This window comes from Mesorhizobium sp. M1D.F.Ca.ET.043.01.1.1 (assembly GCF_003952385.1).
Classification (GTDB): domain Bacteria; phylum Pseudomonadota; class Alphaproteobacteria; order Rhizobiales; family Rhizobiaceae; genus Mesorhizobium.
Map to the genome: position 1 here is coordinate 3364247 of NZ_CP034444.1, position 13452 is coordinate 3377698.

At 65.3% G+C, this 13452-nt stretch carries 14 protein-coding genes; 9 read left to right on the top strand and 5 right to left on the bottom strand.

From position 1 onward, the window contains the following. The first annotated feature begins 41 nt into the window (after window positions 1–41). Both EJ067_RS16335 and msrA read left to right on the top strand, forming a co-directional pair. Window positions 42–365: a hypothetical protein gene (locus EJ067_RS16335; protein ID WP_126086656.1), complete on the top strand. Its 324-nt coding sequence runs from the start codon at window positions 42–44 to the stop codon at window positions 363–365. A 200-nt stretch (window positions 366–565) separates the two neighbouring features. After that, complete coding sequence (gene msrA / locus EJ067_RS16340; RefSeq protein WP_126086657.1) at window positions 566–1300, top strand: peptide-methionine (S)-S-oxide reductase MsrA; 735 nt, start codon at window positions 566–568, stop codon at window positions 1298–1300. A gap of 221 nt (window positions 1301–1521) precedes the next feature. Here the strand turns inward: msrA and EJ067_RS16345 are convergent, their stop codons facing one another. Both EJ067_RS16345 and EJ067_RS16350 read right to left on the bottom strand, forming a co-directional pair. Then, window positions 1522–2526 (bottom strand): cytochrome d ubiquinol oxidase subunit II, encoded by a 1005-nt coding sequence (locus tag EJ067_RS16345; protein WP_126086658.1) that lies wholly within the window; start codon window positions 2524–2526, stop codon window positions 1522–1524. A 4-nt stretch (window positions 2527–2530) separates the two neighbouring features. Then, a complete protein-coding gene (locus EJ067_RS16350) occupies window positions 2531–3892 on the bottom strand; it encodes a cytochrome ubiquinol oxidase subunit I (protein WP_126086659.1) in 1362 nt (453 codons plus the stop codon). Window positions 3893–4186: 294 nt separating this feature from the next. On the opposite strand from EJ067_RS16350, the gene EJ067_RS16355 reads away from it, so the two are divergent. Both EJ067_RS16355 and EJ067_RS16360 read left to right on the top strand, forming a co-directional pair. Continuing rightward, the gene (locus EJ067_RS16355) at window positions 4187–5113 is read left to right on the top strand and encodes an ABC transporter ATP-binding protein (protein ID WP_126086660.1); all 927 of its coding nucleotides are present in this window, start codon (window positions 4187–4189) and stop codon (window positions 5111–5113) included. 14 nt (window positions 5114–5127) lie between these two features. Next, complete coding sequence (locus EJ067_RS16360; RefSeq protein WP_126089645.1) at window positions 5128–5889, top strand: ABC transporter permease; 762 nt, start codon at window positions 5128–5130, stop codon at window positions 5887–5889. Window positions 5890–6144: 255 nt separating this feature from the next. On the opposite strand, the gene EJ067_RS16365 is transcribed toward EJ067_RS16360, so the two are convergent. Then, complete coding sequence (locus EJ067_RS16365; RefSeq protein WP_126086661.1) at window positions 6145–7182, bottom strand: phosphatidylglycerol lysyltransferase domain-containing protein; 1038 nt, start codon at window positions 7180–7182, stop codon at window positions 6145–6147. A 225-nt stretch (window positions 7183–7407) separates the two neighbouring features. Between EJ067_RS16365 and EJ067_RS16370 the strand changes: the two genes are divergently transcribed. After that, window positions 7408–7905 carry a MarR family transcriptional regulator gene (locus EJ067_RS16370; RefSeq protein ID WP_126086662.1) on the top strand — a complete coding sequence of 166 codons (498 nt, stop codon included), beginning with the start codon at window positions 7408–7410 and terminating at the stop codon, window positions 7903–7905. After that, a complete protein-coding gene (locus EJ067_RS16375) occupies window positions 7902–8582 on the top strand; it encodes a GNAT family N-acetyltransferase (protein ID WP_126086663.1) in 681 nt (226 codons plus the stop codon). The genes EJ067_RS16370 and EJ067_RS16375 overlap by 4 nt, the downstream gene beginning before the upstream one ends. An 83-nt stretch (window positions 8583–8665) precedes the next feature. Here EJ067_RS16375 and EJ067_RS16380 read toward each other — a convergent pair whose 3' ends face one another. Continuing rightward, the gene (locus EJ067_RS16380) at window positions 8666–10663 is read right to left on the bottom strand and encodes a PhoX family phosphatase (RefSeq protein ID WP_126086664.1); all 1998 of its coding nucleotides are present in this window, start codon (window positions 10661–10663) and stop codon (window positions 8666–8668) included. A gap of 360 nt (window positions 10664–11023) precedes the next feature. On the opposite strand from EJ067_RS16380, the gene EJ067_RS16385 reads away from it, so the two are divergent. The 3 genes from EJ067_RS16385 (at window position 11024) to EJ067_RS16395 (ending at window position 12435) form a co-directional block, all read left to right on the top strand. Next, entirely contained in the window at window positions 11024–11362 is a 339-nt protein-coding gene (locus EJ067_RS16385; protein ID WP_126086665.1) for a hypothetical protein, read from the top strand. A gap of 19 nt (window positions 11363–11381) precedes the next feature. After that, window positions 11382–12083, top strand: a complete 702-nt coding sequence (locus tag EJ067_RS16390; protein WP_126086666.1) for a phosphatase PAP2 family protein — start codon at window positions 11382–11384, stop codon at window positions 12081–12083. Window positions 12084–12174: 91 nt separating this feature from the next. Continuing rightward, window positions 12175–12435, top strand: coding sequence for a helix-turn-helix transcriptional regulator (locus EJ067_RS16395; protein ID WP_126086667.1), 261 nt, complete (start codon window positions 12175–12177; stop codon window positions 12433–12435). 57 nt (window positions 12436–12492) lie between these two features. Here EJ067_RS16395 and EJ067_RS16400 read toward each other — a convergent pair whose 3' ends face one another. After that, complete coding sequence (locus EJ067_RS16400) at window positions 12493–13419, bottom strand: DMT family transporter (RefSeq protein ID WP_126086668.1); 927 nt, start codon at window positions 13417–13419, stop codon at window positions 12493–12495. Between the last annotated feature and the right edge of the window lie 33 nt (window positions 13420–13452).

Sequence of the window (13452 nt, forward strand, 5' to 3'; positions counted from 1 at the left end):
CATCCGGCCCGCATCGCGCGCCACAACCCAAGGAGACCACCATGACCCGATTCCTGACGGCGCTCGCGCTTGCGCTCGCAACCACGGCTTTCGCCGCCGGCGTCCGCGCCGACGACGCGACCAACGCGATGAAGCCCGCCAATGCGATGGCGACCGACGCCATGAAGCCGGCGACGGACGCGATGAAGCCGGCGGACGCCATGAAGCCCGCGGATGCCATGAAGCCCGATGCGATGAGCACCCAGGCGATGAAGCCGGCGACCGACGCGATGAAACCGGCGACGGATGCGATGAAGCCCGCCGACGCCATGAAGCCGGCGACGGATGCCATGAAGCCGGCCGACGCGATGGCTCCGGTGCAATAAGTCGGCGGCCGGCGGGGCTGACAATCGCAAGGGCGCTCCCCCGCTCCGTCTCGGCGCTGCGCGCCGATCCACCTCTCCCCCATTTCATGGGGGCGAGGAAATGCCAACCGCCGAGGCCGCCGCTGGCCGCCGCACGGCAAAGTGAGAACCCCACGGCGGTTTCCGTCGTATATATTGGAACAACGACAAGGAGGTCAGACATGACCGGGATCGAAAAGAAAACCGAACGGCGATCGCCATTGCTGGCCCCGCTCGCGGCGCTGGTGCTGACGGCGGCGGCCGCCGCCTTCTGGCAGACGCCCGCACGCTCGGCCGAGGACGCGGTGGTGATCCCGCCGCCGGCCCTGGATGAAAAAGCGGCCGGCGGCATGGAGAAGGCCGTCTTCGCCGGCGGCTGCTTCTGGGGCATGCAGGGCGTGTTCCAGCACGTCAAGGGCGTCAGCAAGGCCGTTTCCGGCTACACCGGCGGCAGCGCCGAAAACGCCGTCTACGAGGTCGTCGGCACCGGCCGCACCGGGCACGCCGAATCGGTCGAGATCACCTATGATCCCTCCAAGGTCACCTATGGCCAGCTGCTGCAGGTCTATTTCTCGGTCGCGCACAATCCGACCCAGCTCAACTACCAGGGGCCGGACCAGGGCACGCAGTACCGCTCGACCATCTTCGCCGAGAGCGACGAGCAGAAGAAGGTCGCCGAGAGCTACATCGCCCAGCTCGACAAGGCCAAGGTGTTCGGCAGGCCGATCGTGACGACGCTGGAGACCGGCAAGACCTTCTATCCGGCCGAGGACTACCATCAGGATTTCCTGACGCTGAACCCGACCTACCCCTATATCGTCTACAACGACCTGCCGAAGGTCGAGAACCTGAAGTCGCTGTTTCCGCAGCTCTACAGCGAAAAGCCGGTGCTGGTGCTGGCATCGAGCAAAAGCTGAGCGGGTTGGGGTTGGGGCAGCGATGTCCCCAACCCTTCGTCATCCTAGAGCGAAGCTCCGTCGCGGAGACCCTAGGATCCATGCCGTGACCGCGATGCCATGCTCCAGCGGTGCAAGAAACCGGGTGCCTACCAGCCGGTTCCACGAAAGAGCTCGAACCACTCCGGATTGGCTTTCTCGGATGACGAAGGGAGTGCCTTCCGCGCCCCTACCGCACCCCCTCAATCATACGTCAGATCCGTCGCCTTGCCGCCGAACACCCGGTAGGCATAGAAGGAATAGAAGATGATGATCGGCAGCACGACGACGGTGCCGACTAGGATGAAGGCGAGGCTCTCCGGCGCCGAGGCGGCCTGCCAGATCGTCAGCCTGTCGGGCACCACGAACGGGTAGAACGACCAGGCGAGGCCGGCGAAGCCGAGCGCGAAGATGGCGGCCAAGGTCAGGAACGGCGTCAGCGCATGGCTGTCGTCGGGCCGCGGCAGATGAAAGGTCTGCCGCCACAGCCACAGGAACAGCAGCGCCGACAGGATCGGCAGCGGCGAGAGATAGAGCATCTGCGGCCAGAGGAACCACTTGTCGAAGATGCGCGGGCTGGCGAAGGGCGTGGCCAAGGAGACCGCCACCATGCCGAGCGCCGTCAGCACCAGCGTGACGCGCAGCCAGCGCACGGCCTTGACCTGCAGGTCGCCCTCGGTCTTGTAGATCAGCCAGGCGGAGCCCATGGCGGCGTAAGCCGCCGAGAGGCAAAGCGCGACCAGCGCGCCGAAGGCCATGCCGCCGAGGCCGACATCGAGGCCGAGCACATAGACGCCCAGCATATAGCCCTGCGCCAGCGAGGCGGTCGCCGAGCCGATGAGGAAGATGCGGTTCCAGCGCTGCTTCTTGCCGGCCGGCACCTTGGCGCGGAAGTCGAAGGCGACGCCGCGCAGGATCAGCCCGACCAGCAGCAGGAACACCGGGATATAGAGCGCGGTCAGGATGGTGCCGTGCGCCATCGGGAAGGCGACCAGCAAAAGCCCGACGGCCAGCACCAGCCAGGTCTCGTTGGCGTCCCAGAAGGGGCCGATCGCGGCGATCATGGTGTCCTGCTCGGAGCTTTCAGCGACGCTGAACAGGATGCCGATGCCGAGATCGAAGCCGTCGAGGATGACGTAGATCAGGATGGCGAGGCCCATCAGGCCGGCGAAGATCAGCGGAAGCGCGGTCGGCCAGTCGAAGCTCATCGTTTCACTCCCCAGCGGCTTGCTGCGAAAGGGCCGCATTCATGGCGCCCGGCAGCGGCGAGGCGTCGCCGTCCTTGGCCGCCTTCAGCGCCAGATGCACCAGCACGCTGAGATAAGCGATCAAGAGCAGCACATAGAGGATGAGGTAGACGGCCAGGGTCAGCGCGACATGGCTGCCGGCGACCGGGCCGACCGCATCCGCCGTCTTCAGCACGCCGGTGACCAGCCAGGGCTGGCGGCCGATCTCGGTCGTGTACCAGCCGGCCAGCGTCGCCAGCCAGCCGGACAGCGCCATCGGCACCATGATGAGGGCCAGCGGTTTCGGCAGGCTGTGGCGGCGCTTGAGGAAGAAGGCGGCCGACCAGGAGACGATCAGCATCAGTATGCCGGTGCCGACCATGATGCGGAACCCCCAGAACACCGGGAACACCGGCGGGTGGTTGCCGGGATAGTCGTTCAGGCCGGGCACGACGCCGCTTGGCGAGTGACGCAGCACAACGCTGGCGCCATCGGGAATAGTGAGCTCGAACCGGTTCTCCTTGGCAGCCTCATCGGGCCAGGCGAACAGCACCAGCGGCACGTTGGGCCCGGTGTTCCAGTTGGCCTCCATGGCGGCGATCTTCTGCGGCTGATGCTCGAGCGTGTTCAAGCCGTGCTGGTCGCCGGCGAAGATCTGGATCGGGATCAGGATGGCGGCGGTGAAGATGCCGGTGCGCAGCGCTTTCCACATCGATTCCGAGCGGTCGCCGTAGAGGTAGCGCAGCGCCGACAGGCCGGCGATCAGGAACGAGACGGTGAGCCCGGAGGCGAGCAGCATGTGGACCAGCCGGTAAGGCATTGACGGATTGAAGACGACCGCCCACCAGTCGAGCGCATGCGCCTTGCCGTCGATCATCGCGAAGCCGGCCGGCGTCTGCATCCAGGAATTCAGCGCGATGATCCAGAAGGCCGAGACAGTGGTGCCGCCCGCCACCAGCACGGTCGCCAGCGTGTGGATGCGGTTGGAGACGCGGCGGAAGCCGAACAGCATGATGCCGAGGAAGGCGGCTTCGAGGAAGAAGGCGGTGAGCACCTCATAGGCCAGCAGCGGGCCGGCGATGTTGCCGACCGTTTCCATATAGCCCGGCCAGTTGGTGCCGAACTGGAAGCTCATGGTGACGCCGGAGACGACGCCCATGGCGAAGGACAGCGCGAAAATCTTCACCCAGGTGAAATAAGCGCGCATCCAGGCGGAATCGCCCGTGGCGTTGTAGCGTAGCTTGAAGAACAGCAGCACCCAGCCAAGTGCAATGGTGATCGCCGGAAACAGGATATGGAACGAAATATTCGCGCCGAACTGGATACGCGACAGAATGAGCGGGTCCATGGGCGACTCCGGCTGCTGCTATTCTTCGAGGATAGGCCTCGAAGGCACATCGGTCAAAGCGGCGCGGCGTCACGCGAGGCGCGTTGTCGCAGCGCCAGGCGGCAACCGTCCCGGACCGGATAGACCTGGCGCGTGACGGCTTCTCGACGCCGGGCGGGTTGCGCAACGCCGTTGTGCCGCCGGCCGGCGAGAGGCGCGTGGCCGGAACTGTCAGGAAAACCGTCGATTGCCGGTTTGCATAAAACGCCATCCGACCTATATCAGGTCACGTTTTCCAGCCGGCCGTTTTTCAGCATGTCATCCATCATCTCGATTTCCGGTGTCACGAAAACCTATGCCACCGGCTTCAAGGCGTTGAAGGAAATCAACCTCGATATCGAGCGCGGCGAGATCTTCGCGCTGCTCGGGCCGAACGGCGCCGGCAAGACGACGCTGATCTCGATCGTGTGCGGCATCGTCAACCGATCGTCGGGCACGGTCACCGTGGACGGGCACGACATCGGCAAGGACTACCGCGCCGCGCGCAACCTGATCGGGCTGGTGCCGCAGGAGCTCACCATCGACGCCTTCGAGACGGTCTGGGCGACGGTGAACTACAGCCGCGGCCTGTTCGGCAAGGCTCCGAACGCGGCCTTTGTCGAGAAGGTGCTGCGCGACCTCTCGCTGTGGGACAAGAAGGACGCCAAGGCGATCACGCTTTCGGGCGGCATGAAGCGCCGGCTGATGATCGCCAAGGCGCTGTCGCACGAGCCGCGCGTGCTGTTCCTCGACGAGCCGACGGCCGGCGTCGACGTCGAATTGCGCCAGGACATGTGGGCGATGATGCGGCGCCTGCGCGAGGACGGCGTCACCATCATCCTGACCACGCATTACATCGAAGAGGCCGAGGCGATGGCCGACCGCGTCGGCGTCATCAACAAGGGCGAGATCATCCTGGTCGAGGGCAAGGCCGAATTGATGCGCAAGCTCGGCCGCAAGCAGATGACGCTCGAATTGCGTGCGCCGCTCACCGCGCTGCCGGACCGGCTGTCGCGCTATGCGCTGGAGCTGTCTCCCGACGGCGGCCAGCTCACCTACACCTATGACAACCAGAGCGACCGGCCGGGCGTCGCCTCGCTGATCCGCGACCTCGAGGCCGCCGGCATCCAGTTCCGCGACTTCGACACCAAGAACAGCTCGCTCGAAGAGATCTTCGTCAATCTTCTGAGGCAAGAGCCATGAACCCGCGCGCGGCCATGAACCTTCGTGCAATATGGGCGATCTACCGGGTGGAGATGGCGCGCGCCTTCCGCACGGTGCTGCAGAGCATCATTTCGCCGGTGATCTCGACATCGCTCTATTTCGTCGTCTTCGGCTCGGCCATCGGCTCGCGCATCACCGAGATCGACGGCATCAGCTACGGCGCCTTCATCGTGCCGGGGCTGATGATGCTTTCGCTTTTGACGCAGTCGATCTCGAACGCCTCCTTCGCCATCTACTTCCCGAAATTCGTCGGCTCGATCTACGAGCTGTTGTCGGCGCCGGTCTCCTATCTCGAGATCATCATCGCCTATGTCGGGGGCGCGGCGACCAAGTCGATCATGCTCGGCCTGATCATCTTGGCCACCGCGGCACTGTTCGTGCCGCTCAGGATCGAGCATCCGTTCTGGATGGTCGCCTTCCTGGTGCTGACGGCGGTGACCTTCAGCCTGTTCGGCTTCATCATCGGCATCTGGGCAAAGACGTTCGAGCAGCTGCAGCTGGTGCCGCTGCTGATCGTCACGCCGCTCACCTTCCTCGGCGGCAGCTTCTATTCCATCCACATGCTGCCCGGCATCTGGAAGACGGTCACGCTGTTCAACCCGGTCGTCTACCTGATCAGCGGTTTCCGCTGGAGCTTTTACGGCAAGGCGGACGTCTCGGTCGGCGTCAGCCTCGGCATGACGCTGGTGTTTTTGGCCGCCTGCATCGGGATCGTGGCGTGGATCTTCAAGACCGGGTATCGGTTGAGGAACTGAGGGCTGCCGTGTTCCCGAAATGGAGAGCGCGCAAGCTTTCGTGATTGGCTGGAACTCCTGTCCTGTCGTCATCCTCGGGCTTGACCCGAGGATCCATGCCGTGATCTCGAAGCGCTGCCCCCGGTGCAAAATCTGCTTCGTAGTATTCCTCGGCTGATGTAACGGCATGGATCCCAGGGTCTCCGCGACGCCGCTTCGCGGCTGCTTCGCCCTAGGATGACGAAGTTGCGAGGATTCGGCCAACTGCGCGACGTTCTAAATCGCCTTCATCAGCCGCAGCAGCCCCAGCATCTCCATCAGCGTTCCTTTGCGGAAGGCGATGTAGGTCGGCTCCTCCTGGCCGTGGAAGCGGCGCTTGAAGGCGGCCTGGCCCTGCAGGTTGAAGCGCGAGCGGTTGACCCAGGGCGACTGGTAGGCGCGCTGGAAGGCGCCGCGCCAGAAATTCGATTCGGCATAGCCGCTCGGCTCCACGTCGAGCAGCGGCGACAGGCCGAGCGTGACGACCGAAATGCCCTCCTCGCGAAAGCGGTCGACGGCGTATTTGGTCAGGCCGATTTCGGCATGCGAGGTGGCGTCGACATGCTTGCGCTTGAAGGCGGTGGTGTAGCCGATGACCTCGCCGCCGCTGAACAGCGGATCGAAATCGAGGATGGCGACGAGCTCGCCTTCGGGGCCATGCAGGACGAAGCGGCGCATGTCGGCACCGAGATGGTCGGCGAAAGGACGGTTGAGGAAGCCCATCTCCCAGCGCTTGACGATGCGCTCGCCGCGCCAGTTCTCGGACAGCCGCGAAACCTCGGCCAGCAGCATGTTGGCCCTGTCCTCGGTGAAGGTGAAGCCCTTCTTCGCCAGCCAGCGCTCGGAATAGCGCACGGTTTCGTTGCGCTTGCCGGAAAAATCATGCGCCGGCAGGTGCAGCCGGGTGTCGATGCCGAGCCGGTTGACCTGATAGCCGAGCCCGGCCAGCACCTTTGCCGTGGCGGCGCCGATCTGGACGAACCAGGGGCCGCCGGCAGCCTCGACGAAGCGCTTGATGTAGCCGGGCCTGTCGGCCGGATCGACCACCGGATCGCCGAGGGCGAAATGGTGCTTCATCTTGGTGCCGAAGGCGATGTAGCCGTCGCCGTCGCTGAAATAGGACAGCTTCTGCTGCACGGCGGTGGAATAGGCGAGCGAGAAATCGCCATGCCGGCGAACCAGCGCCAGGCGCTCGAGATGCGTCAGCTCGCGGCGCGGCACCTTGGGCGCCGCACTTTCGAGAAACCTGTCGATATGGATACGCAGGGAGGGCATGAGCTTCCGCGTGCCGATGAACAGGGACCCGCGGCCCGCGGGCCTCGAATCAGTCGCCTGGCGCGACCGATCATGTCGCCAGCGCCATATAGGATGCTATCGACCGCGAATGAAGAGGGAATGTCCGCCGGCGGAAGCCGGCACCGACCATGCTCGCCGAGCCACCTTGCCAAATTCCATGCGATGTTATATATCAAGTTATTGTTCTGCTCCGGCGGGTTAACTATGGAAGACATTCTGCGGTCCCTCGGCTTTCTCTGCCTCGGCAGCAGGCTGAAGCGCATCGGCGAGCAGCTGCAGGCCGACACGCAGCGCGTGCTCGACCGCCTGGATGTGCGGATCCAGTCGAGCCAGTACCCCTTGCTCGCCACGCTCGACAGACTGGGGCCGCTGCCGGTCGGCGAACTGGCGCAATCCCTCGGCATCGCACAGCCGGGCGTGACGCGAAGCGTGTCGCTGCTGGCCGACCTCGGCCTGGTCGAGGTCATGCAATCGAACGACGACCAGCGACGCAGGATCGTCTCCCTTTCGGCGAGCGGCCGGCGGCTGGTCGACACCGCCAAGCGCGACGTCTGGCCACGCATCGAGGGCGCGGTCGCGGAACTGTGCGCGGACCTCTCCGGACCGCTGCTCGGCCAGCTCGCCGCCATCGAGGATCGGCTGGCGGCGACCCCGCTCGCCCGCCGCGTGGACGAAGCCGGTGCCAAGGCCGTCGTGCGATGAAACACGTTCTCGACCGTCCCATCTGGAGCGCGCTTGCGACGCGCCACCAGGCCTTCGCGGAAGGCGACAATCTTGCCCGGCGGTACCGGCCGTCGATCGTTCCCTTCGCCGCCACCGCGGCCGACGATGCGGACAGCCTGCTGGCCCTCGGCAAACTGCTCCCGCCGCTTGAAAGCTCGATCCTGGTCCAGACGGATCCGATCGCCCTGCCTGCCGCGCTTGCCGCGGTTTCGACCGCGTCCCTCGTGCAGATGGTTGCCGAGCGGCCGGTGCAGGCGGTGTCCGACCAGCGTGTGCAACCGCTGACGCGGGACGATGCGGCCGAGATGCTCGCGCTCGCATCGCTCACCAAGCCGGGCCCGTTCACACTGGAGGCCTTGAGCCTCGGCGAGTTCTGGGGCGTGAAGATCGACGGCAGGCTGGCGGCGATGGCCGGCGAGCGCATGAAGCAGCCCGGCTATTCCGAACTCAGCGGCGTGTGCACGCACCCGGATTTCCGCGGCGGCGGCCTGGCCAGGCTGCTGTCGCTCATCGTGGCAAACCGGATCATGGCGCGGGGCGAGGTTCCTTACCTCCACGCCTATGACAGCAACGCCGCGGCCGTCAGGCTCTATGAGTCCATCGGCTTCCGGTTAAGAACCACCCTGAACATGGCCGTGGTTCGACGCGCGGGGTAGCTGAGCTGCGGATGTCTATCGCTTCGCCGGGGAGGCCTCGGCCAATCCCCGACGTCTGCGATGGCTCTCCGTGCCCCAGCCGGTCACACCCCGATCTTGCCGCCGCCCTGCCTGGTGATGGCGACGACCGAAGGCCGCACCGGCATGTCCGGCTTGAAGTCCGGCCAGCGGGTCGATGGATCCTCATAGTAGGACGGACGGCCAAAGCCCTCCCAGTCCTCGCCGCCGTCGCCCGGATGCTGGACCGAGACGAAAGCGGTCTGGTCGTCCGGCGCGAACAGCGGGCCGCACATCTCGGCGCCGATCGGCACGCGGAAGAACAGTTTTGACGTCGCCCGCGCGGCGCCTTCCGTATCGACCGCCCACAGGCCGTCGGTGCGGCCGGTGGCCTTCGGGCCCTGGCCGTCGGTGGCGACCCAGAGGCGTCCGGCAGAGTCGACGGCGCAATTGTCCGGCATGCCGAACCAGCCATTGGCGGTGGTGGCGGTGGAGAAGGTGGCGCCGACATCGGCGACCGAGGGATCGCCGCATTTCAACAGCACTTCCCACTTGCCCTTGGTGGCGGCGAAGTCGCCGCCGTCCTCGACGATCTCGATGATGTGACCGAAGGCGTTGGCGGCGCGCGGGTTGGCCGCGTCGACCTGGTCGGCCTTGCGCTTGGAATTGTTGGTCAGCATGACATAGACCTTGCCGTTGCCGGCATTGGGCTGGATGTCTTCCGGGCGGTCCATCTTGGTGGCGCCGAGCAGGTCGGCGGCGCGGCGGGTCTCGATCAGCACGTCGGCCTGGCCGGCGAAACCGTTCTCCGCCGTCAGCGGGCCCTGGCCAAAGACGATCGGCATCCATTCGACCGAGCCGTCCTCGGCGAACTTCGCCACATGCAGCGTGCCGTCGTCGAGCAGGTTCATGTTGGCCGCGCGGTCGCTCGGGTTGAACGTGCCCTTGGTGACGAATTTGTAGACATAGTCGAAGCGCTCGTCGTCGCCGAGATAGAAGACGACGCGGCCATCCTTGGCGACGATCGATTCGGCGCCCTCATGCTTGAAGCGGCCCATGGCGGTGCGCTTCCTCGGCACCGAAGTCGGATCGTTGACGTCGACCTCGACGATCCAGCCGAAGCGGTTGGGCTCGTTCGGCTCCTTGGCAAGGTTGAAGCGGTCGTAGTGGGTGCCCCATTCATAGGCGCCTTCCGGAATGCCGAGGCGCTTGTAGTTGGCGGCTTCCTTGTGGCCTTCCGGCAATTCGCCCGAGAAATAGCCGTGGATGTTCTCCTCGGCCATCACATAGGTGCCCCAGGGGGTGACGCCGCCAGCGCAATTGTTGAAGGTGCCGATGACCTTGGCGCCGGACGGATCGGCATTGGTCTTGACGCGATCATGCCCGGCGACCGGGCCGGAAAGCGCCATTTCGGTGGTGGACATGATGCGGCGGTTGAGCTTGCCGTCGCGCACCACCTGCCATTTGCCGCCTTCCTTGCGGATCTCGACGATGGTGCCGCCATGCGCCGCCATCTCGACATCGACCTGCTCCTTCGAGAGCGGCGCCACCTCGGCGGCCTTCTTGCCGTCCTTCTCGACGATCTTGACGATACCGGGGAACATCAGATGCGGGTTGGTGTATTCGTGATTGACGACCAGGAGGCCATGCTCGGCCGAGCCATCGATCGGGATATAGCCGACATAGTCGTTGTTGTAGCCGAACTGTCTTGCCTGGGCCTCGGCCGACTGTTTGGTCGGATCGAATTCCGGCGAATCGGCGAAGAGCGGGTCGCCCCACCGCAACAGCACGTCGGCGTCGTAGCCCGGCGCAACATGGTGCTTGTCGTCGATGCCGGCCTCGAGCTCGTCGAACTTGAAGGCGGAACCTTCGGCGGCGCGCGCATCGTCTGCCGCGACGAGCGCAAGCGGGCTGACCGTGGCGGCAATGGCCGAGACGGCCAGCGAACCCTTGAGGAAACCGCGGCGCGAGAAGCGCGCGGCGATGATCTCGCCCATGGTGCGGTTGTCGGTGGGATTGACGGGCGGGCCGTCGTTTTCCTCGAGCAGGCTGGTGCGGAAGCGGTTCTCAGGGGATTGGGTCATAAGCTGTCCTCTGGCTCTTGAGGTGGCTGGAATGTGTGACCTGTCGATCCCTACAGGCGGCCGATCACATTTTCGTGACATCGGCACGATCAAGCAAGGTCGATTTGCCGACTGACGATTGTTCGCCTGCGGCCGCGCATGCGCCGGTGCCGATCACGGGCACGACAGCCCGGCGAGCCGACCCACGAGCGGTCTCGGCGCAAGGGCGCCAACCATGGCTGCGCGGCGTATTTTGCGACATCCGGCTTCGATCCCGTCGCGGCGCGCCTTGCCCGATGCGATCAGCTTGACGGCTTCGCGCGCTTCGGAAACAAGTGCGGCGACGGGCGCGGCGAAGGCCGCTTCAGGAGGGCTGAAAAGGTGAGTTTCTGGGGATTGGCGCAGCTTGGCGTTTCGACGGTGATCTTCCTGCTGGCGGCGATGGCGGCCAAACAATGGGGACTGGCGCCGAGCCTGACCAAGATCCTTTTGACGCTCGCGCTCTATTCCGCCGGCAATCTGATCATGCTCAGGCTGATCCGCGAGTTCGGCATGTCGGTGTCGTTCAGCCTGTCGGCCGTGATCCAGCTGGTGTCGGTGAATGTCGTGGCACTGGTCTTCTTCGGCGAGCGATTGAACGCATTGCAGGCGACCGGCGTCGTGCTGGCGATCGCCGCGGTCGCTCTGATCACGCTCGGGCCCTATATGCAGCGGCTGTAGCCAGACCCAGGGCACCCGAATGAAATCGGCCGCCAACGCGTTGCTCAACAGAATGGAATTCCCGGTGCTCCTGGCCGGACTGGCGATCGCCTGCGGGCTGTGGGGCCTGCTGGAACTCATGGAGGTGGCGCGCGCCACCACGCCGCACGCCTTCGACACGGAGATCCTGCTCGCCTTCCGCCATGCCGGACAGCCGGACAGCCCGATCGGTCCTCCCTGGCTTCAGGCCGCGATGCGCGACATCACCAGCCTGGGCAGTTCCAGCGTGCTGGTGCTGATCACGACCGCGGCGATCGTCTATTTTCTGCTGATGCGCCGACCGGCGACGGCACTGTTCGTGTTCGTTTCGGTGGCGGGCGGGCAGGTGGTGTCCAGCCTGCTCAAGCATGAGGTCGACCGTCCCCGCCCCGATCTTGTCTCGCACCTCGTCAACGAGACGTCGCTCTCCTTCCCGAGCGGCCACGCGATGCTGTCGGCGGTGACCTATCTGACACTGGGCTCACTCGCCGCGCGCTTCCTGCCGAACCGCAGGACGAAGATCTTCGTGCTCGGCCTCGCCGTGCTCACCACGGTGCTGGTCGGAACCAGCCGCGTCTATCTCGGCGTGCATTGGCCGTCGGACGTGCTTGCCGGCTGGTGCGCAGGCTTCGCCTGGGCCATGCTGTGCTGGCTGGCGGCGCGCCTGCTGCAGCGGCGCAAGGTGGTGGTCGACAGCGATTGATGCGCGCCCAAGCCAACTCTCGATGATGCTTGAGACATTGTAATATTTATATTATACATCGATATTGCACATACAGACTGGATTTCGGCCGATGATGACTGCCGCACAGATGCGCGCTGCGAGGGCACTGGCCGGCATCGACCAGAGAACGCTCGCCGAGCGCGCCGGGGTTTCGCTTCCGACCATACAGCGCATGGAAGCCAGCGAAGGCGTCGTGCGGGGCGTCGTCGATTCGCTGATGAAGGTCATCCAGGCACTCGACGACATCGGCGTGGAGCTGATCGGCGAGAACCAGGCCAGCGAGCGCGGCGGCAGGGGCGTGCGGCTCAAGGCAAGCGCGGCGCAGGGCTGACCCGCAACCGACAGCAAACGGAAACGACGTCGCGGCAACCGGCCGGCAGTGAGATGCTCAGACTGCCGCTTCGATCGGCTCGGCCAGTTTCGGGTTTGCACGCGCGGCGATCAGGCAGCCGGCGACGATCAGGCATGCCCCTGCCAGCGTGGTCCAGGCCACCTCCTCGCCGAAGAAGAACCAGCCAAGCGCGATCGCCCAGATGAAGGCCGAGTATTCCGTCGGGATCAGATATTGCGCTTCGGCACGGGCATAGGACCAGCTCATCAGGAATTGGCCGGCGAGCGACAGCCCCGCCACCCCGACCAGGGGGAGCCAGAGATCCCTCGGCAGCGCGACAGCGAGCCATGGCGCGGCGAGACCAAGGATGATCGCGACGTAAAGGTTCTGGAACAGCATGATCTCGACCGGCTTGGCCAGCAGCGCCTGTCGCCGGGAGAGGATCAGATTGTAGGCATAGAACACCGTCGATACGAGCACCGCCGCGGTGCCAAGCAGGGCATCCTGCGCATGGCCGGCCTCGCCGAACTGGCCGGCCAATATGATCGCGACGCCCGCGATGCCGGCGAGCGACGCCCACACGGCCTGCCGCCTTATACGTTCGCCCAGCAACAGCGCGGCGAGGAAAAGGGCGAACAGCGGCGCGACGAAGCTGAGCCCGATCGCCTCGGCGAGCGGCAGCCTGGCGAGACCCCAGAAGAACAAGAGCAGGACCGTGCAGACAATCGCGGCACGCAGCGCATGCAGCCTCAGCACCGGAAATGTCGGCTTCGAGCGCGGCCCTGCCGACCAGGCCGCGCCCGCGACCAAGGTCGAGACCATGCTGCGCCACAGCACCGTGTTGTAGACGCCCACCGCGATGACCAGGGACTTCATCGCCGCGTCCATCCCGGACAGCAGGAAGATCGCCAGCGCGCATACAAGCACCGGGATCGTCGGGGAAACGGCGCCGGCCAGGCTTGATCTATTCACGGCTTCGCTCATGGCAGCCGGATATCCCGCGGCGGACGGCGCGGC

Coding starts and splice junctions, on each gene's coding strand:
- EJ067_RS16375 (WP_126086663.1), top strand. CDS start 7,902: ATGAAACACGTTCTCGACCGTCCCATCTGGAGCGCGCTTGCGACGCGC.
- EJ067_RS16335 (WP_126086656.1), top strand. CDS start 42: ATGACCCGATTCCTGACGGCGCTCGCGCTTGCGCTCGCAACCACGGCT.
- EJ067_RS16345 (WP_126086658.1), bottom strand. CDS start 2,526: ATGAGCTTCGACTGGCCGACCGCGCTTCCGCTGATCTTCGCCGGCCTG.
- EJ067_RS16395 (WP_126086667.1), top strand. CDS start 12,175: ATGATGACTGCCGCACAGATGCGCGCTGCGAGGGCACTGGCCGGCATC.
- EJ067_RS16370 (WP_126086662.1), top strand. CDS start 7,408: ATGGAAGACATTCTGCGGTCCCTCGGCTTTCTCTGCCTCGGCAGCAGG.
- EJ067_RS16355 (WP_126086660.1), top strand. CDS start 4,187: ATGTCATCCATCATCTCGATTTCCGGTGTCACGAAAACCTATGCCACC.
- EJ067_RS16360 (WP_126089645.1), top strand. CDS start 5,128: ATGAACCTTCGTGCAATATGGGCGATCTACCGGGTGGAGATGGCGCGC.
- EJ067_RS16400 (WP_126086668.1), bottom strand. CDS start 13,419: ATGAGCGAAGCCGTGAATAGATCAAGCCTGGCCGGCGCCGTTTCCCCG.
- EJ067_RS16380 (WP_126086664.1), bottom strand. CDS start 10,663: ATGACCCAATCCCCTGAGAACCGCTTCCGCACCAGCCTGCTCGAGGAA.
- msrA (WP_126086657.1), top strand. CDS start 566: ATGACCGGGATCGAAAAGAAAACCGAACGGCGATCGCCATTGCTGGCC.
- EJ067_RS16390 (WP_126086666.1), top strand. CDS start 11,382: ATGAAATCGGCCGCCAACGCGTTGCTCAACAGAATGGAATTCCCGGTG.
- EJ067_RS16365 (WP_126086661.1), bottom strand. CDS start 7,182: ATGCCCTCCCTGCGTATCCATATCGACAGGTTTCTCGAAAGTGCGGCG.
- EJ067_RS16350 (WP_126086659.1), bottom strand. CDS start 3,892: ATGGACCCGCTCATTCTGTCGCGTATCCAGTTCGGCGCGAATATTTCG.